The sequence below is a fragment of the Streptomyces sp. NPDC002476 genome (assembly GCF_042889785.1).
In the GTDB taxonomy this organism is placed as follows: domain Bacteria; phylum Actinomycetota; class Actinomycetes; order Streptomycetales; family Streptomycetaceae; genus Streptomyces.
On the sequence record NZ_JBIARH010000020.1, the window covers coordinates 1 to 17951 of the forward strand.

Here is a 17951-nt window from a genome sequence, read left to right on the forward strand (position 1 = left end):
GTCCGCATACTGGACGTATGCGGACGTTCCGACAACGCGGCGAGGTGCCGCAGCTGTCGTCGCGCGCCCGCCGGGGATTACGGGACAGCCCTTAGTCGACCTCGGCGACCGCCTGCGCGAACTGCGCCGAGTACAGCCGGGCGTACGCGCCACCGGCCGCCAACAGCTCCTCGTGCGTGCCCTGTTCGACGATCGAGCCGTTCTCCATCACCAGGATGACGTCGGCGTCCCGGATGGTGGAGAGCCGGTGCGCGATCACGAAGCTGGTGCGCCCGTGCGCCAGGCGCGCCATCGCCTTCTGGATCAGCACCTCGGTACGGGTGTCGACGGAGCTCGTCGCCTCGTCGAGCACCAGGATCACCGGGTCGGACAGGAACGCCCGCGCGATGGTGATCAGCTGCTTCTCGCCCGCGCTGACGCCGGAGCCCTCGTCGTCGATCACGGTGTCGTAACCGTCCGGCAGGGTACGGATGAAGCGGTCGGCGTGGGCCGCCCGGGCCGCCTCCTCGATCTCCTCCCGGGTGACCTCGCGCGAAGCGCCGTACGCGATGTTGTCCGCGATCGTGCCGCCGAACAACCAGGTGTCCTGGAGGACCATGCCGATGCCCGCGCGCAGCTCGTCGCGCGACATCTTCACCACGTCGACGCCGTCGAGGGTGATCCGTCCGCCGGTCACCTCGTAGAACCGCATCAGCAGATTGACGAGGGTGGTCTTGCCCGCGCCGGTGGGGCCGACGATGGCGACCGTGTGCCCCGGCTCGACGTTCAGCGACAGGTCCTCGATGAGCGGCTTGTCCGGGTCGTAGCGGAACGACACCTTCTCCAGGGCGACGCTGCCGCGCAGCTCCTTCGGCCGCTCGGCCTCGCCGGGGGCCGGATCGGCGCCCTGCTCCTCGGCGTCCAGCAGCTCGAAGATCCGCTCGGCCGACGCGACGCCCGACTGCACCAGGTTTGCCATCGAGGCGACCTGGGTCAGCGGCATCGAGAACTGCCGCGAGTACTGGATGAACGCCTGCACGTCACCGATGGACAGCGAGCCCGAGGCGACCCGCAGACCGCCGACGACGGCGATCAGTACATAGTTCAGGTTCGACACGAACATCATCAGCGGCTGCATGATCCCGCTGTTGAACTGCGCCTTGAACCCGGCCTCGTACAGGGCCTCGTTCTGCTCGGCGAAGTCCTTCGCGGACTCCTCCTGCCGCCCGAAGACCTTCACCAGGGTGTGCCCGGTGTACATCTCCTCGATGTGGGCGTTGAGCTTGCCGGTCACCTTCCACTGCTGGACGAACTGCGGCTGCGAGCGCTTGCCGACCTTCGTCGCCACGACCACCGAGAGCGGCACCGTCACCAGTGCCACCAGTGCCAGCAGCGGCGAGATCCAGAACATCATGATCAGCACGCCGACGATGGTGAGCAGGGAGTTGACGAGCTGACCCATCGTCTGCTGCATCGTCTGCGAGATGTTGTCGATGTCGTTCGTCGCCCGGCTGAGCACCTCGCCGCGCTTGGCCTGGTCGAAGTACGACAACGGCAGCCGGGACAGCTTCGCCTGGATGTCCTCGCGCAGCCGGAACACGACCCGGTTGATGATCCGGATCGACAGCCGGGACGACACGAGCATCAGCAGTCCGGCCGCGACGTAGACCGCCAGCGCGAGCAGCAGTACGTCGCCGACGGCGCCGAAGTCGATGCCGTGACCGGGGACGAAGTCCACCCCGGACAGCATGTCGGCCAGTCCGCTGTCGGACTTGTGCAGGTTCTCGACGACCTGCTCCTTCGTGGCGCCCTCGGGCATCCGCCGGCCGACGACCCCGGCGAACACCAGGTCCGTCGCGCGGCCGAGGATCTTCGGTCCGACCACCGACAGGCCGACGCTCAGCGCCCCGGCCGCCAGCATCGCGTACAGCGAGGACTTCTCCGTCCCGAAGCGCTTCAGCAGCCGCTTCGACGACCCCTTGAAGTCCATGGACCGGTCGGTCGGCGCGCCGCCCGCCATCATCCGTCCGCCAGGCCCGGCCATTACGCGGCCTCCGCTTCCGTCAGCTGGGAGAGCACGATCTCCCGGTACGTCTCATTGCCGTCCATCAGTTCGTGGTGGGTGCCGCGGCCCACGACCCGGCCCTCGTCGAGCACCAGGATCCGGTCCGCGTCGCGGATGGTGGACACCCGCTGCGCCACGATCACCACGGTCGCCCCGGCCGTCTCCCGCGTCAGCGCCGCGCGCAGGGCGGCGTCGGTGGCGTAGTCGAGTGCGGAGAACGAGTCGTCGAACAGGTAGATCTCCGGCTGCCGCACCAGCGTCCTGGCGATCGCCAGCCGCTGCCGCTGCCCGCCCGAGACATTGGTGCCGCCCTGCGCGATCGGCGCCTCCAGGCCGTGCTCCAGCGCCTCGACGAACTCCTTGGCCTGCGCGACCTCCAGCGCGTGCCACAGTTCCTCGTCCGTCGCGTCCGGGTTCCCGTACCTCAGGTTGCTCGCGACCGTCCCGGAGAACAGGTACGGCTTCTGCGGGACGAGACTCACGGTCCTCGCCAGCAGCTCCGGGTCCAGCGTCCGCACGTCTGTGCCGTCGACCAGCACCTGGCCGTCCGTCACGTCGAACAGGCGCGGTACGAGTCCGAGCAGCGTCGACTTCCCGCTGCCCGTCGACCCGATGATCGCGGTGGTCTCACCGGGGCGGGCCACCAGGTCCACCGACCGCAGCACCGGTTCCTCGGCGCCCGGGTAGCGGAAGTCCGCGCCCCGGATCTCCAGATGGCCATGGGCACGCAGTTCCCGGACCGGGGCGACGGGCGGGACCACGCTGGACTCGGTCTCCAGGACCTCCTGGATGCGCTCGGCGCACACCTCGGCGCGCGGCACCATCATGAACATGAAGGTGGCCATCATCACCGACATGACGATCTGCATGAGGTAGGCGAGGAACGCGGTCAGCGCGCCGATCTCCATGCCGCCGCTGTCGATGCGGTGGGCACCGAACCAGACCACGGCGATCGACGACACGTTCACCACCGTCATCACGGTCGGGAACATCAGCGCCATCAGCCGCCCGGTGGACAGCGAGACATCGGTCAGCTCGTCGTTGGCGACGCCGAAGCGTTTCGTCTCGTAGCCGTCGCGGACGAACGCGCGGATGACCCGGTTGCCGGTGATCTGCTCCCGCAGCACCCGGTTCACGGTGTCGACCCGCTCCTGCATGGTGCGGAACAGCGGGCGCATCCGCTTCACGATCAGGCCCACCGCGATGCCGAGGACCGGCACCACCGCGAGCAGCACCGACGACAGCGGGACGTCCTGGCCGAGCGCCAGGACGATACCGCCGACACACATGATCGGCGCCGACACCATCAGCGTGAACGTCATCAGCACCAGCATCTGGATCTGCTGGACGTCATTGGTCGTGCGCGTGATCAGCGAGGGCGCGCCGAACCGCCCGACCTCCCGCGCGGAGAACGACTGGACCTGGTCGAACACCGCCGCCCGGACGTCGCGGCCGAGCGCGGACGCGGTGCGGGAGCCGTAGAAGACGGCACCGACGTTGCAGGCGACCTGGGCGATGCTGACGGCGATCATGATGCCGCCGAACTCCAGGATGTAGCCCGTGTCCCCCTTCACGACACCGTTGTCGATGATGTCGGCGTTCAGGGTCGGCAGATAGAGGGTGGCGCAGGTCTGCAGGAACTGGAGCAGGACCAGCAGCAGGATGGGTTTCTTGTACGGACCGAGATGGGCCCGCAGGAGTTTTATGAGCACGCGTGTCTCTCGGAGTCGGCGGAGGTCGGGAGGCGACCCATTTTCCGATACCTCGTGCGAGGGCCGCGAACGTTTTTACTCAAGACCGGGTAAAAAAACAGACCGAGTACATGTGGCGGAGGGTAACCCTCCGCCACATGCACTCGGCCGCGCCGTTCCGCGCCCCGACCGCGCGCTGCCGTGCGCCGCGCGGACCGGATCGGAGTCCCGTGCGCCGCGCGCGGACCGGATCGGAGTCCCGTTTGTGCTGTCGCGCGCCGCGCGGACCGGATCAGAACACCGGGGTGAACGCCCCCGGGTGGATCTGGTCCCTCGTCGCCACGTACTGCTGGCGGACCGCCTGACCCACCGGCAGCTCCTCGCCGGGCTCCAGCACCTGCGCCGCCGCGCCCTGCCAGGCCGGGGGAGTGTGCGGATCGGCCGTCCCCTGCGAGACACCCAGCGCCCAGGCCGCCTGCCGGGCCGCGCCCAGGGCCGCGTACTCGGCCGGCTGCGGGACGACCACCTGCGTGCCGAACAGCGCGGGCGCGATCGCCTGCACGGCCGGCAGCTCGGCCGCCGCGCCCAGCAGGAACACCCGCCGCACCTCGACGCCCCGGCCGCGCAGCACGTCGAGTGCGTCGGCCAGCGAGCACAGCATCCCCTCGAACGCGGCCCGCGCCAGGTGCTCCGGCTTCATCGACTCGCGCCGCAGCCCGCACAGCGTCCCCGCCGTGTGCGGCAGGTGCGGGGTGCGCTCGCCCTCCAGGTACGGCAGGAGCACCAGCCCGGAGGCGCCCGGCGTCGACTTCAGCGCCAGCGCGGACAACTCCTCCAGGTTCTCCGCGGCCAGCATCTCGGCGGTCCCGCGCAAGGCCCGCACCGCGTTCGACGTGTACACCACCGGAAGGTGCATGCCGGTCGCATCCGCGAGCGACGTGATCGTCCCGCTCGGGTCGGACAGCGCCTCGTGGTGCACCGCCATCACCGAACCCGAGGCGCCCAGCGACACCACCGCGTCACCGGCCCCGAGACCGAGACCGAACGCCGCCGCCATCGTCTCGCCCGTCCCCGCGGAGATCAGCAGCCCCTCGGGCGTCGCCCCGGCCGTGTCACAGGGACCGAGCACCTCGGGCAGCGCCACCGGATGCCCCAGCGCGAGCTCCACCAGATCGAGCCGGTACGCACCGGTGCCCGCCGACCAGTAGCCGGAGCCGGACGCGGCGCCCCGGTCCGTGGTCCGCCGGGCCGGCCGGCCCAGCAGCTGCCACACCAGCCAGTCGTGCGGCTGGAGCACTTCGGCCACCCGCTGAGCCGCCTCCGGCTCGTTGCGGGCCAGCCAGCGCAGCTTCGCCACCGGCTGCGCGGCCTGCGGGACCGACCCGACGGCCTCGGCCCACGCCTGGCGCCCGCCCAGTCCGTCGATCAGGTCGGCCGCGGCGGCCTGCGCCCGCTTGTCGTTGCCGAGCAGGGCCGGGCGTACGAGGCCGCCCTGGTGGTCCAGCGGTACCAGCCCGTGCTGCTGCGCGGAGACGCCGATGGCCTGTACGCCTTCGAGCAGGCCCCCGCCGGCCGCCTCGCCCAGCGAGAGCAGCCATGCCTGCGGGTCGACCTCGGTGGCCTTCGGTTCGACGGGGTGGGCGGCGTAACCCCGGCGCAGCACGGCGCCCGTGTCCGTGTCGCAGACGACGATGTGAGTGAAGGCGGAAGAGCTGTCCAAGCCGGCGACTATCCCCATGCCCAAGATTCTGCCGCACCGCCGGAGCGTTTCCGTACCATACGACGCGGCGGCACACCGGCGGCCCGGCCGCGCGGAGCGGGCCGGGCGTACGGGGTTGCCGGGCAGGCGCACGTGGGGCGACGGGCGGGCCCGGCCGCGCGCCGCCGACGGCGGTCACGTGCTGACGCGCTCGATCACGCGTCGGAGGTGCCCGATCACGCGTTGACGGGCCTGATCACGTGTTGGAGGTGCCCCAGTCGTCCTCGCCGTTCCGTCCCCCGTTCCGGTCCCGCAGCGAGCGCACCCGGGCGGTCACCGAGGCGGGCACCTTCTCGCCGACCTTGTCGCTCACCGAGTGATAGGCCCGGCCCGCCAGATCGCGGCCGGTCTGCGCCGCGGACTCGGCGGTATTGCGTACGGCGGGGTTCTGGGCGAACTGGCGTGCGGACTTCTTCATCTGGTCGTAACGCTCGCGCCCGGCCCGTGTCCCGATCACGTATCCGATGGCGAGTCCGGCGATGAACGTGAGCCGGTACCGCATGGCTGCCACCCTTCCTGGCTCAGTGCGCCGCTCGGCGCGACGTGTGCTGCCCGCCTACCCGTAGGCACCCGAGATCACCCCGGGCGATACCGATTGGCAAAGCACCCCCCTGCTTGCGCTAATGTATGTGTCGCAGCGAGCACGCGCCGCCCGGCAGCAGCCAGGTGGGCAGGGCTCGGTGCAGACGTAGCAATCCCCTGTAGCTCAATTGGCAGAGCAGCCGGCTGTTAACCGGCAGGTTACTGGTTCGAGTCCAGTCGGGGGAGCGCGATCCCCTGTAGCTCAATTGGCAGAGCATTCGGCTGTTAACCGGAGGGTTACTGGTTCGAGTCCAGTCGGGGGAGCAGATCGGAGGAGGACCCTGCGGGGTCCTCTTTCGTGTTTCCGCGGTCGCATCACGCGCCCACGTCCCGGACCGCGCGCCCGTGCGCGCCGATGGCTGCTCGTGCGCGTGGGCGGCGGCCCGTTCGTGTCGGCGGTCGGCCGGGGTCGGGCGTGTCGCTTGTTCCGGTGATGCGGCTGGGACTCACGTGACTCTTTCGCGTGTACTTCGTCCCATTCGGAACCGGGCGGGGAGGCGGGGGAGTCTTCCCAGTCACGCGAAGCCGACCATCCGGAGCGAGAGATCGTATGACCGGCTATGCTGCGGCAGACGGCGCGCACACTTGTACGCGCCACGCCGAAGAGGGGCGGTAGCTCAGCCGGTTAGAGCAGCGGACTCATAATCCGTCGGCCGTGGGTTCGAGTCCCACCCGCCCCACAGGTGTCTGGAGAAACCTTCCACTCCTGAACTGGCGAAACGTGGGCCCCCGTTGACGCGGGGGCCCTTTCGTGTTCCTCGGCCCAATGGCTCGCCCCATGCTCGCCCGACGCGTCGGCCTCGTCGGCGAGGCGTGCGGGCGGCTCACTCGCACAGACGCGCGTATTGGGCCGTTCGGATGCGCCGGCGGTCGGAGGTCGACGGCGGATCCCTCTCCGCGGGGAAAGCGCGTCGGCCGCCGATGGTGTCGTGGGCGCCGGGGACCTTTCGTTCGGTCTGGCCGGGGCGCGCTGCCGGCTGTTGCCCCGGCGGGCCGCGGCGCGCGGCACGCACGGTCGGTCGAGGAACTCCCTCGACGACTACCGGCTCGTAAGGCAGCGGCTGGGGCGCACGATCCTGCTCGGCCCGGAGTTCCTCGTCGCCGGGGACATCATCGGTCGGTCGCCGTGTCGCCCACGTTCGCGGGTGTCGGTGTCCTGGCGCTCATCGTGCTCATCAGAACGTTCCTGAGCACGGCACTCATCGTCGAGATCGAGGGCCGCCGGCCGTGGCAGTCACACGACCGGGGGGCCGTCGCCGGTGGGAAACCGGGGCGGGAGCCGGTCACCCCCTCCGGTCCTCCGCGCGAGCGGCCGGACCGGCGGTGAGCGCCCCCGCCGTACGGCCGCGTCGCACAGCCGGACCGCCGCATCGGTGCGACGCCCGGGTGCGTCCGGCCGGGCGCACCCGGAATTCCGGAGTCGATTCCGCGAGTGCCCGGGCGGGATTTCTTCTTTCCGCCGGGAATTCCTCGTCCCGGAATTCGAGGGGAGGGAATCCGGTGCGACGCGCGGCGCCGACGCGACGCGCACCGATCCCCTTCCAGGGCGCCGTCCCTCGCTCGGCGCGGCCCGGACCAGGCAGTTGAGACGTGGTCACATCGCGGATGTATTTGTTGAATCCCCGACAAGGGCATGCAGTCGAACATTTGATTCGAGTGGCTGATCGATTCTGCGTGCGACTTCTTCGGCCCCTGTGCCGCGAGATTCCGGCCCTTCACGAATATGCGCTTAAGATGATGGCGCGATCATGGCTCCGTCACGCCCGCGTAGCCCGCCTTTCCGCGTGAAAGCGGCCGGTCGGCGCGCTCCCCGGGTGTGGGCGAGGGGGACGCGCACCGCCCCTGGACTCCCGAGATGCGGCCGAAACAGGACAGCCCGCCCGGAGGACCTGTGCCCCGCCACTCCCGTAGCCGTTTACTCGTCGCTGTCGTCGGCGTCGTCCTGCTGGCGGTGGCCCACTGCTTCCCGCCGCTCGGCGACACCGCGCACCAGCACATCGCCGGAGCAACCCCGACGGGCGCGGCGGCCATGACGACCGGCCTCGATCAGGCCGAGGACCAGGTCCCCGGCCACCCCCACCACGAACACAGGGCGGGGTGTGCGTCGCCCCGTCTCGGCGCCGAACTCGGCCTCGCGGCCCGACGCGTGGCCGACTCCGCCGTACCGGTCGTGTCCCGCGTCGAGCCCCCGGCACCGTACGCCGTCCTGCGGCTCCCCGCTCCGGCCGGGGCATGCGGAGACATAGCCGGTTCCGGCCGTTCGACGCGGATCAAGGTCTGCCGGTGGCGCATCTAGGCCGTCCGCTCGCAGCCGTGTGCTTTCCGGCTGCCCACGGACGACCCTCTGACGCGCATCACCGAAACGAGAGCCGACCATGCATTCCTCGACCACCGACGTCACCCCTCTCACCGGCACCGTCCGATCCGCCCGCTCCGCCCTGTCCGGGCTGGTGGGCAACACCCCTCTGCTCCGGGTCCCGGAGCCGCTCGCCCCGGCGGGCCACGGCTTCTGGGCCAAACTGGAAGGCTTCAACCCCGGCGGCATCAAGGACCGCCCCGCCCTGCACATGGTCGAACGGGCCCGTGTCCGCGGCGAGCTGCGGCCCGGCGCCCGCATCATCGAGTCCACCAGCGGCACGCTCGGCCTCGGTCTCGCCCTCGCCGGCATGGTGTACGGCCACCCCGTCACCCTGGTCACCGATCCCGGACTGGAACCGTCCATGACGCGGCTGCTGTCCGCGTACGGGGCCCAGGTCGACGTGGTCGCCGAACCGCACCCGACCGGCGGCTGGCAGCAGGCCCGCCGCGACCGGGTCGCACGGCTCCTCGCGCGCCACCCCGGTTCCTGGTGCCCGGACCAGTACAACAACCCGGACAACACCACCGCGTACACGCCGCTCGCCCTCGAACTCGCCACCGAGCTGCGGCACATCGACGTCCTGGTGTGCAGCGTGGGCACCGGCGGGCACTCGGCGGGCGTCTCACGCGTCCTGCGCCGGCTGTACCCCGACCTGACCCTGGTCGGAGTCGACACCATCGGCTCGACGATCTTCGGCCAGCCCGCCCGGACCCGCCTCATGCGAGGACTCGGATCGAGCATCCACCCCCGCAACGTCGCGTACGACCAGTTCGACGAGGTGCACTGGGTGGCCCCGGGCGAGGCCGTGTGGACCTGCCGCCGGCTCGCCTCCTCCCACTACGCCACCGGTGGCTGGAGCGTCGGCGCCGTCGCCCTGGTCGCGGGCTGGCTCGCCCGCACGCTCCCCGGGGAGACCAGGATCGCGGCCGTCTTCCCCGACGGCCCGCAGCGCTACCTCGGCACGGTGTACGACGACGACTACTGCGCCGCCCACGGCCTCCTGGCCGGTCCGCCCGCACCCGAACCGGACGTGATCGGACGGCTGGGCGAGAAGGAGGTCACGCGCTGGACGCGGTGTGCCTCCGTTGTCGACCCGCTCACGCTCACCGAGGAGGGGCCGCAGGCCGGTGACGCCCGTTCCGCGGGCCCCTCCGAGGGCACCGGCCACGCCGACGCGTCCGACGCCGCTGGACCCGCCGACGTGTCCGAGGAGCGGGTCCGATGAGGGGGACCCTCGCCCGGTTCCGCTCGTACGAGAGCGGAGTACGGCTGTTGATGGTGAATCAGTTCACCATCAACCTCGGCTTCTACATGCTGATGCCCTATCTCGCGTCCCACCTCGCCGGGTCCCTCGGACTCGCGGGCTGGCTGGTCGGACTCATCCTCGGCGTCCGCAACTTCAGCCAGCAGGGCATGTTCCTCGTCGGCGGCACGCTCGCGGACCGGCTCGGCTACAAGCCCATGATCATCACCGGACTCGTCCTGCGCACCGCGGGCTTCGCGACCCTGGGTCTGGTGGACTCCGTTCCCGCGCTGATCGCCGCCTCCGCGGCGACGGGGCTGGCCGGAGCCCTGTTCAACCCGGCCACCCGCGCGTATCTCGCCCTCGACGCGGGGGAGCGCCGGGTGGAGGCGTTCGCCCTGTTCAACGTCTTCTACCAGGCGGGGGTACTGCTCGGCCCCCTGGTGGGCATGGTGCTGACCGGCGTCGGCTTCCGGGTCACCTGCCTCGTCGCGGCGGTCACCTTCGCCGTGCTGGGCGCGGTGCAGATCCGCGCCCTGCCGGCCCGTCGGGCGGCGGAGACCGGGGGGACGGCCGGACGGAGCGTCCTCGCCGAATGGCGGGGCATGCTCGCGAACCGCCCGTTCCTGCTGTTCTCCGTGGCCATGACCGGTTCGTACGTGATGTCGTTCCAGGTCTACCTGGCACTTCCGCTGGAGGTGCGGCGGCTCGGCGGGGAGGGCGCCTTCGGCACGGCGGCCGTGGCCGTCCTGTTCGCCGTCTCCGGACTCGGCACGATCCTGTACCAGACCAGGGTGACCGCCTGGTGCAGGGCCCGGATGGAACCGGGCCACGCCCTCGTCCGGGGCCTGCTCACGATGGCCGCGGCGTTCCTGCCGCTCCTCGTCGCCACGACCGTTCCCGTACCGGCCGGAGGGATCGGCCTGTGGCTCCTGGCCGCGGTGCCCCCGACCCTGTCCGCGCTGCTCCTCGCGGTCGGCACGATGATCGCCTACCCCTTCGAGATGGACACCGTCGTGCGGCTCTCGGGCGACCGCCTCGTCGCCACGCACTACGGCCTCTACAACACCATCTGCGGGGTCGGCATCACCGTCGGCAACCTCCTGACCGGAGCCGCGCTCGATGCCGCCCGCGAGGCGGGGGTCCCGGCCCTGCCCTGGGCCGCGCTCACCGCGCTCGGCCTGGTGTGCGCCGGCGCACTGCGCCGACTGCACAGGGCGGGCCGCCTCGCCGCGCCACCGGCCGGGGCCGGTGCGCGGCCACTGACAGCCTGACCCGCACCGCTCGGCCGACGGGTGTGTCCCGGCCGGGAATCCCCGGCCGGGACACACCCGCCCTGCGGCGGGTCGCCGGCTCCCGGCCCCGGTTACGACCTGGGGAGCAAGAGGGAGCGGGCTCCCGGCGTCATGCGACTCCTCCTCCGCCTTGGATTCGAAGCCGCATGGCGCCGCTCGCTGATCCACTCCCTGTTGTTCCCCAGGTCGTTACTTCTTCAGGTAGCCGAGGACGGTCATCATCCCGGACTCGGCGTGGTACACGTTGTGGCAGTGGACCATCCACAGTCCGGGGTTGTCGGCGTCGAAGTCGACGTCGAGCCGCTTGCCCGGCAGCACGATCGAGGTGTCCTTGCGGGCGCCGCCGTCGGCGAGCGCGAAGGTGTGGCCGTGCAGGTGCATGGGGTGCCACATCGTCGTGCCGTTCACGAACGACAGCCGGACGCGTTCGCCGGAGCGGACCGGACAGCGCTGCGCCGGGTCGTACGTCCTGCCGTTGATGGCCCAGTCGTACTTCGCCATCGAGCCGGTGAGCCTGAACTCGATCGTACGGTCGGGGCGCCTGGCGTCCAGCCGTACGGAGTCGTCCGCCTTCAGCCGGCCGCCGTGGAGGACCCGGCGCTTCAGTTCCGCGGGGCGTACGGAGGCGGTGGGCGCGGCGTCGCCGCCGGTGCGCAGGACGGCGAGGGCGGTGCGGTTCTTGCCCTCGGCGAGTGCCGTGAGCGGGAAGGCGCCGTTCCCGGCGGTGACGAGGGCGTCGATCCGCTCGCCCATGCCGAGCAGCAGCGCGTCGGCCCGCGTGTGCCGGACGGGGAAGCCGTCGGCGTGGGTGACGGTGAACCGGTGGCCGCCGAGCGCGATCCGGAACGCGGTGTCGCCTCCGGCGTTGATGACGCGGAGCCTGATCCGGTCGCCCGGCTTCGCGGTGAAGGTCGAAGGCGCTTCCGGCGTGCGGCCGTTGATCAGGTAGTGCGGATAGTCGACGTCCCCGGCGTCACCGCCCAGCAGATCGCTGCTCGCGCCCATCAGCATCCGGGAGGGGCCGGAGGGCGTCGGGGGCGGTGTGGCCCTCGCCTTCCTCGTCGTCATCGAGGTGTGCGACATGTGTGACATGTCGTGTCCCTCCATGCCGCCCGAATCGCCGTGGTCCATGCCCCCGGAGCCGCTGTGGTCCATGTCGCCCATGCCCTTGGCAAGTTCGGCGAGCACGGCGTCGGGGGTGGAGCCGTCGACGCCGTCGACCCAGTCGTCGAGGACGATCACCCACTCCTTGTCGTACGCCAGCGGCTCCTTGGGGTCCTCGACGACGAGCGGGGCGTACAGGCCGCGGTCCTGCTGGACGCCGGAGTGGGGGTGGAGCCAGTAGGTGCCGGGGTGGGGGACGGCGAAGTGGTAGTCGAAGGAGGAGCCGGCCGCGATGCCGCGCTGGGTGAGGCCCGGCACCCCGTCCATGTCGTTGCGCAGGGCGAGCCCGTGCCAGTGGACGCTCGTGGCTTCGGGCAGGTTGTTGGCGAGGGTGAGCGCGAGGGTGTCGCCCGCGGTGACCCGGATTTCCTTGCCGGGGAGGTCGTCCCCGTACGCCCAGGAGCGGACCGTGCGTCCGCCGCCGAGGTCCAGCCGGGTCTCCATGGCGGTGAGCCGCACCTTCCGGTCGGGGCCGGGCGTGCGGCGGGCCTCGGCCGCCGCGACCTCCTTGCCGTCAGGGGTGAGGTAGTCGGCGGTCGGTGACGTGCCGTTCGCGCCGGAGGAGTGGTCCATGCCGCTCGTCGAATCCGAACAGGCGGTCAGCAGGCCGGTACCGGCGGCGAATCCGGCGCCGAGGACGGTACGACGGGTGAGTCCGGTCATGTCTGTGAAACCCCTTGAGGAGTCGTTGCGTGAAGAACATCAGGAAGACGGTGTTCCGCTCATGGCGAGGAGCGGCCGGGCTTCCTATATGCGCAGCAGCGACAGTCGGCTCAGGAGGGATCCGGGCGGGGCGGGCGGCGGGATCGCGAGGAGCGCGTACCCGAACCGCCGCGTCACCGCCGTTCCGGTGCGGCGGGCGGGCCGGCCGAGAACGGCGCGTGCGACCAGCAGGGCACCGATGCCCGCACCGAGCACGGCGAGGCACACCGTGGTGGTGACCCCCGCCCCGTGCGCGGGCGCGGGATCCGTGGTGCGGAGCGGCTCGGCGACGGCCGGGTGGTGCGCCGGCCCGGCGGAGACGTGGGACGCGGTCGTGATGTGACCGCCGGAGAGTTTCGTGACCGCGTGCTCGCCGGGATGGCCGAGCCCGTGCATCAGCACGATGCCGAAGAGCAGCGCGACGGCGAGCACGCACCGGCCCAGCCATGTCGCGGGCTTTCGGCACGCTGTCACGTCGGTCTCCATTGCCCGTCCGGCTCTGCGGCTGCCGGACCCGTCCCCATGGTACGGGGAGGGGGTATTTCGGGGGCTGGAGGGTCCGGGCGGGGCGGGTGCGGTCGCGAGGGGTCGACCGGAACGTTGCCCTGGGCAAAGGTGAACGTTGCCCTGGGTGAAGATGAGGTGTCTGAAAGGTCGTCGATGCGCGGGTTCGGCGCGTTCGCGGGCCCTGACCAGGGGTAATATTCATGCGATGTACGGCATTTAGTGCCTTTAGTCGAATAGTGGCCTTTATGGCTTGATGGTCGTGGGGGGGCGTCGTAGTGTCGGTAGTGCCGCTGCAGAAGCAAGGAGCGGCACGACAAGTCCTCCGAAGGAGGCGAAGATGAAGGTTCGTAGCATCTTCGACCACAGGGTCAGGGAGCACGGCCATGGCGACGGCTACGGCAGGCATGGCGACGGCTACGGCAGGCATGGTGGCGGCTACGGCAGGCATGGTGGCGGCTACGGCAGGCATGGTGGCGGCTACGGCAGGCATGGCGGACGCCGCTAGGGTTACCGACCCCCAACTCTGACCTTCATCCCCGATACGAGGCGGCTCGTGCTCCGGCGCGGGTCGGCCTCCCGTTTTTGGGTCCGTGTCTATGGAGCCGGTCCATAGCCCCAGTGTTCGTGCGACGTGACGCTCATGCTGCTGCGTGGTTCCGCGGGCCGTTCGCTGCCCGACGACGGCCCCTTTCCCGACGACGGATCCTCCCTCGATGATCGTCTCCGCGCAGGCGCAGGCGCAGGCGCGGGTGGCCGCGGGGACGCGGTGTCGGACGTGCCGGTCCGTACCGATCCGATCGGTGTCTGGAGGGCGTTCCGGCGTTTCTGGCCGTTGACGCGGAGGGACCGCTGGTGGCTGGTGCTGGTCTTCGTGTGCGCGGTGCTGTCCGCCGTCGCGGAGACGGTGACGGTGCTGCTGTTCGCGGAACTGACCGATACGGCGCTGGGACAGGGGTCGGTCAGCGCGTTCTGGCGCCCCGCGGGGTTGTGGCTGGCGGTGGCGGTCGGGGGAGCCGTGACGGGATATCTGGGCAACTCGCTGGCGGCGTGGACCGCGGAGCGCTTCGTACTCCGGCTGCGGGCACGGGTCTTCGCCCATCTGCAGACGCTGCCGCCCCACTTCTACCAGGCGAACCGGCGCGGTGACCTGGTCGAACGGCTGACGGGTGATGTCGAGGCGATCGAGGCACTGGTGGTGACGGGGATCGTGGGGGCGGCCTCGGCCCTCTTCAGCACCGTCTTCTACGCGGCGGCCGCGTTGTGGCTGCGCTGGGACCTGGCCCTGGCCACCTTCCTCATGGTCCCGCTGTTCTGGTTCACCACCCGCCGGTTCGCCGGGCCGCTGCGCGCGGTGTCGCGGCGCGGACGCGCGGCGGACGGGGCGATCACCGCGGTGGTCGAGGAGACCCTGGTCAACGTCGTCATGACACAGGCGTACAACCGGCAGCGCGCCGAGGAGGAACGACTGCTCGGCAGGGCGCTCATCCGGCTGCGGACGTCCGTGCGGGCGGTGCGGCTGACCGAGTTCTACGAACAACTCGTCGAGGTCCTGGAGACGTTGTGCGTCCTGACCATCATCGGCCTGGGCGCGTGGGAGATCTCCGAGGGGCGGATGACCCTGGGACAGTTGCTGGCGTTCGCCGCGTTCATCGGCTACCTCTACCCGCCCATCCGCTCCCTGGGGCAGCTCGGTCTGACCGCCACCGCCGCGACCGCCGGGGCCGAACGCCTCCTGGAGATCCTCGACACCCCGCCCACCGTCACCGACCCCGTCGCCGGCCCCGACCGCCCCCTGCCCGCCGTACCCCCGGGCCGGGCGCGGGGCGAGGTGGAGGTGTCCCGGGTCCGGTTCCGTTACCCCGGGGGCAGCGAACCCGTGCTGCAGGACCTCTCGTTCACCGCGAGCCCCGGCGAACTCGTCGTCATCACCGGTCCCAGCGGCGCGGGCAAATCGACCCTCGCCGCGCTCCTCCTGCGCTTCTACGACCCCGACGCCGGCACCATCCGCCTCGACGGCGTCCCCGTCGACCGCATGCCCCTGGCCCGGCTGCGTGCCAACGTCACCCTGCTGCCCCAGGAAACCCTCGTCCTGCACGACACCATCGAGAGGAACATCGCCTGCGGACGCGACCGCGCGCCCCACCACGACGACATCGTCGCGGCCGCGCGGGCCGCCGACGCCGACCGGTTCATCCGCGCCCTGCCCGACGGCTACGACACCGTCATCTCGCCCGGCACCTCCCGCCTCTCCGGCGGCCAGCTCCAGCGCATCGCCATCGCCCGCGCGATGCTCCGCGACGCCCCCGTCCTCCTCCTCGACGAACCCACCACCGGCCTCGACACCCTCGCCGCGCGACGCATCATCACCCCCCTCAGACGCCTCGCCCGCGGCCGCACCACGCTCGTCATCACCCACGACCTCGCCCTCGCCCCCGACGCCGACCGCATCCTCGTCCTCGACGGGGGACGCCTGGTCGAATCGGGCACCCACCCCCAGCTCCTCGGCTACGACGGGCTGTACACCACGCTCTTCCGGCACCACGCACACCCGCGCGAGGAGAAGCCCCGATCGACGGGTGCATGACAATCACTACCCTCCTGTGTGGCCGAAACAGCCCCGAAGGCCGAGGAGGCGGCCGACGAGCCCGCCCGCCGCCGCATACGACCTGGGGAGCAAGAGGGAGCCCGCTCCCTCTTGCTCCCCAGGTCGACACTTGCCGGCCTCACGCCCCTGCGCACCTCTCCCGATCCCGACTACCGGCGGCTCCGGTTCGGCAACACGGTCTCTTGGCGGGGGCGGGATCGCCTGTGTCCTCGCCGTGTCGCCGCTGGGGCTGCGGTGGCGCGGATTCGCCCGGTACGACGCGAAGAGCCCCCGGCCGTGACACCGGGCGCCGGTGCGGCGGACCGGGACCGGGACCGGGGCCGCGGGCACGGCCCCGGCGCGCCCGGCGCGCGCACGGGTGGGCACGGCGCGCCCACGGGTGGGCACGGCCCCCGCCGGCCGTTGGTCAGGGACGCAGCGACCGCTTCATGATCTTGCCCAGGTCATTGCGGGGCAGCGCCTCCAGATAGCGGACCGCGCGCGGGCGCTTGTGCGGGGCCAGCTGCGCGGCGACATGGTCCGCGAGCTCGCCCTCCGCCGGGGGAGCGGCGGGGTCGGCCGGCACCACCCACGCGACGATCCGCTCGCCCAGATCCGGGTCCGGCTCCCCGGTGACGGCGGCCTCTCGGACGCCGGGGTGGTCCAGGAGCGCGTTCTCGATCTCGCCCGCGCCGATCTTGTAGCCGCCGCTCTTGATCAGATCGGTGGCCTTGCGGCCGACGATCCGCACATAGCCGTCGGCGTCCCGGGTGGCCATGTCGCCGGTGCGGAACCAGCCGTCGGCGGTGAGCGCGGCGGCCGTGGCGTCGGGGCGGTTGAGGTAGCCGGTGAAGAGGTTCGGGCCGCGCACCTGGATCTCGCCGATGGTGTCCGGGCCGCTGCCGGTGAGGACGGTGCCGTCCTCGTCGACCAGGCGCAGCCCGACACCCGCCAGGGGTGCGCCGACCGTGCCGGGGCGCGGCTCGCCGTCGGCCCGGACCCCGGTGTTCATCAGGGTCTCCGTCATGCCGTAGCGCTCGATCACCCGGCGACCGGTCGCCGCCGCGATCCGTTCGTGGTCGTGCACCGGCAGCGCCGCCGAACCGGACACCAGCAGCCGCGCCCCGGCCAGTGCCTTCGCCAGCCCGGCCGCCTCCGGGCCGGAGCCGTCCAGGGCCTCGGCCAGCCGGTGGTACATCGTCGGCACGCCGAAGAGCATCGTGCCGCCGGACGACAGTTCCCGGGCCACCCCGTCGGTGGAGAATTTCCCCAGGTGCCGCACCGATCCGCCCCGGCGCAGCGGCCCGAGCACGCCCAGGATCAGCCCGTGGACATGGAACAGCGGCAGGGCGTGGACGAGCACGTCGTCGCCGGTCCACTGCCAGGCGTCCGCCAGCGCGTCCAGCGAGGCGGCGATCGCCCGCCGGGGCAGGACCGCGCCCTTGGGCGGGCCCGTGGTGCCGGAGGTGTAGACGATCAGCGCGGGGGACTCGGGGGACGGTTCCGGCAACGGGGTCGCGGCGCCGCCGCCCTCGCCGCCGGGTGCCGCGTCGTCGTCGCCGTACGGCTCGATGCGCACGTCGATACGGTCCGGCGCGTCCAGGACGGGAGGCAGCGTGTCGTCCGCCCCGGCCAGCACCGCGCCGGGCTCGCTGTCGGCCACGATGTGCCCGAGTTCACGCGTCCCCGTCCTCGGGTTGAGCGGCACGGCGGGCACCCCGGCCCGCAGCGCCGCCACGACGGCGACCACGGTCTGTGGTGTGGGGGTGGCCCAGACGGCGACCCGCCCGGCCCCGGCGAGCCGCGCGGCGAGCCGGGCAGAGGCGGCGTCCAGCCGTTCGTACGTCAGCGAATGTGCGCCGAACCGGATGGCCTCGCGTACGGAGGTGTCGGCGGGCAGCGGCAGAAGAGGCGTCATCCGGCCGACCCTAACGGCCTGGGGAGCGGCACGCGGAGGGCTCGCTGTCGCCCCAGGCCGTCGCCATCAGAGCGGCCGGACCCAGCGCCCCCGCCGTGACCGG

Annotated in this window: 14 protein-coding genes and 3 tRNA genes; 10 read left to right on the forward strand and 7 right to left on the reverse strand. The window is 71.6% G+C overall.

Annotation, left to right across the window (positions count from 1 at the left end; all coding sequences use genetic code 11):
• Positions 1-91 precede the first annotated feature (91 nt).
• From ACFYXM_RS22245 to ACFYXM_RS22260, 4 genes are all read right to left on the reverse strand, one after another.
• Positions 92-2023, reverse strand: a complete 1932-nt coding sequence (locus tag ACFYXM_RS22245; RefSeq protein ID WP_389291662.1) for an ABC transporter ATP-binding protein — start codon at positions 2021-2023, stop codon at positions 92-94.
• Positions 2023-3756, reverse strand: a complete 1734-nt coding sequence (locus ACFYXM_RS22250; RefSeq protein ID WP_389291664.1) for an ABC transporter ATP-binding protein — start codon at positions 3754-3756, stop codon at positions 2023-2025. The genes ACFYXM_RS22245 and ACFYXM_RS22250 overlap by 1 nt, the downstream gene beginning before the upstream one ends.
• 271 nt (positions 3757-4027) lie before the next feature.
• Entirely contained in the window at positions 4028-5473 is a 1446-nt protein-coding gene (locus tag ACFYXM_RS22255) for an FGGY family carbohydrate kinase (protein WP_389291666.1), read from the reverse strand.
• A gap of 217 nt (positions 5474-5690) precedes the next feature.
• Entirely contained in the window at positions 5691-5996 is a 306-nt protein-coding gene (locus ACFYXM_RS22260; RefSeq protein ID WP_389291667.1) for a YtxH domain-containing protein, read from the reverse strand.
• A gap of 193 nt (positions 5997-6189) precedes the next feature.
• On the opposite strand from ACFYXM_RS22260, the gene ACFYXM_RS22265 reads away from it, so the two are divergent.
• The 8 genes from ACFYXM_RS22265 (at position 6190) to ACFYXM_RS22300 (ending at position 10952) form a co-directional block, all read left to right on the forward strand.
• A tRNA-Asn gene (locus tag ACFYXM_RS22265) sits at positions 6190-6262 on the forward strand.
• A gap of 5 nt (positions 6263-6267) precedes the next feature.
• A tRNA-Asn gene (locus tag ACFYXM_RS22270) sits at positions 6268-6340 on the forward strand.
• Positions 6341-6682: 342 nt separating this feature from the next.
• A tRNA-Ile gene (locus ACFYXM_RS22275) sits at positions 6683-6756 on the forward strand.
• 249 nt (positions 6757-7005) lie between these two features.
• The gene (locus tag ACFYXM_RS22280) at positions 7006-7266 is read left to right on the forward strand and encodes a DUF1622 domain-containing protein (protein ID WP_389291669.1); all 261 of its coding nucleotides are present in this window, start codon (positions 7006-7008) and stop codon (positions 7264-7266) included.
• Positions 7203-7403 carry a DUF1622 domain-containing protein gene (locus ACFYXM_RS22285; protein WP_389291671.1) on the forward strand — a complete coding sequence of 67 codons (201 nt, stop codon included), beginning with the start codon at positions 7203-7205 and terminating at the stop codon, positions 7401-7403. Before ACFYXM_RS22280 ends, ACFYXM_RS22285 begins: the two co-directional genes overlap by 64 nt.
• Positions 7404-7967: 564 nt before the next feature.
• Positions 7968-8372, forward strand: a complete 405-nt coding sequence (locus ACFYXM_RS22290; protein WP_389291672.1) for a hypothetical protein — start codon at positions 7968-7970, stop codon at positions 8370-8372.
• Positions 8373-8451: 79 nt separating this feature from the next.
• A complete protein-coding gene (locus ACFYXM_RS22295; RefSeq protein WP_389291674.1) occupies positions 8452-9660 on the forward strand; it encodes a PLP-dependent cysteine synthase family protein in 1209 nt (402 codons plus the stop codon).
• Positions 9657-10952 carry an MFS transporter gene (locus ACFYXM_RS22300; RefSeq protein WP_389291676.1) on the forward strand — a complete coding sequence of 432 codons (1296 nt, stop codon included), beginning with the start codon at positions 9657-9659 and terminating at the stop codon, positions 10950-10952. The genes ACFYXM_RS22295 and ACFYXM_RS22300 overlap by 4 nt, the downstream gene beginning before the upstream one ends.
• Before the next feature lie 210 nt (positions 10953-11162).
• Here ACFYXM_RS22300 and ACFYXM_RS22305 read toward each other — a convergent pair whose 3' ends face one another.
• Positions 11163-12800 (reverse strand): multicopper oxidase family protein, encoded by a 1638-nt coding sequence (locus ACFYXM_RS22305; RefSeq protein WP_389291677.1) that lies wholly within the window; start codon positions 12798-12800, stop codon positions 11163-11165.
• An 84-nt stretch (positions 12801-12884) separates the two neighbouring features.
• Positions 12885-13313 (reverse strand): DUF6153 family protein, encoded by a 429-nt coding sequence (locus ACFYXM_RS22310; protein ID WP_389291679.1) that lies wholly within the window; start codon positions 13311-13313, stop codon positions 12885-12887.
• Positions 13314-13683: 370 nt separating this feature from the next.
• Here ACFYXM_RS22310 and ACFYXM_RS22315 point away from each other — a divergent pair, with 370 nt between their 5' ends.
• A complete protein-coding gene (locus ACFYXM_RS22315; protein ID WP_389291681.1) occupies positions 13684-13851 on the forward strand; it encodes a hypothetical protein in 168 nt (55 codons plus the stop codon).
• Between the two features lie 135 nt (positions 13852-13986).
• Positions 13987-15930, forward strand: coding sequence for an ABC transporter ATP-binding protein (locus ACFYXM_RS22320; RefSeq protein ID WP_389291837.1), 1944 nt, complete (start codon positions 13987-13989; stop codon positions 15928-15930).
• 427 nt (positions 15931-16357) lie between these two features.
• Here the strand turns inward: ACFYXM_RS22320 and ACFYXM_RS22325 are convergent, their stop codons facing one another.
• Positions 16358-17848 carry an AMP-binding protein gene (locus tag ACFYXM_RS22325; protein ID WP_389291683.1) on the reverse strand — a complete coding sequence of 497 codons (1491 nt, stop codon included), beginning with the start codon at positions 17846-17848 and terminating at the stop codon, positions 16358-16360.
• Positions 17849-17951: the final 103 nt, after the last annotated feature.

Excerpts from the sequence above, each read along its gene's own strand:
- ACFYXM_RS22305 (WP_389291677.1), bottom strand. The coding sequence starts at position 12,800 with ATGACCGGACTCACCCGTCGTACCGTCCTCGGCGCCGGATTCGCCGCC.
- ACFYXM_RS22300 (WP_389291676.1), top strand. The coding sequence starts at position 9,657 with ATGAGGGGGACCCTCGCCCGGTTCCGCTCGTACGAGAGCGGAGTACGG.
- ACFYXM_RS22245 (WP_389291662.1), bottom strand. The coding sequence starts at position 2,023 with ATGGCCGGGCCTGGCGGACGGATGATGGCGGGCGGCGCGCCGACCGAC.
- ACFYXM_RS22325 (WP_389291683.1), bottom strand. The coding sequence starts at position 17,848 with ATGACGCCTCTTCTGCCGCTGCCCGCCGACACCTCCGTACGCGAGGCC.
- ACFYXM_RS22315 (WP_389291681.1), top strand. The coding sequence starts at position 13,684 with ATGAAGGTTCGTAGCATCTTCGACCACAGGGTCAGGGAGCACGGCCAT.
- ACFYXM_RS22295 (WP_389291674.1), top strand. The coding sequence starts at position 8,452 with ATGCATTCCTCGACCACCGACGTCACCCCTCTCACCGGCACCGTCCGA.
- ACFYXM_RS22320 (WP_389291837.1), top strand. The coding sequence starts at position 13,987 with ATGCTGCTGCGTGGTTCCGCGGGCCGTTCGCTGCCCGACGACGGCCCC.
- ACFYXM_RS22255 (WP_389291666.1), bottom strand. The coding sequence starts at position 5,473 with ATGGGGATAGTCGCCGGCTTGGACAGCTCTTCCGCCTTCACTCACATC.
- ACFYXM_RS22260 (WP_389291667.1), bottom strand. The coding sequence starts at position 5,996 with ATGCGGTACCGGCTCACGTTCATCGCCGGACTCGCCATCGGATACGTG.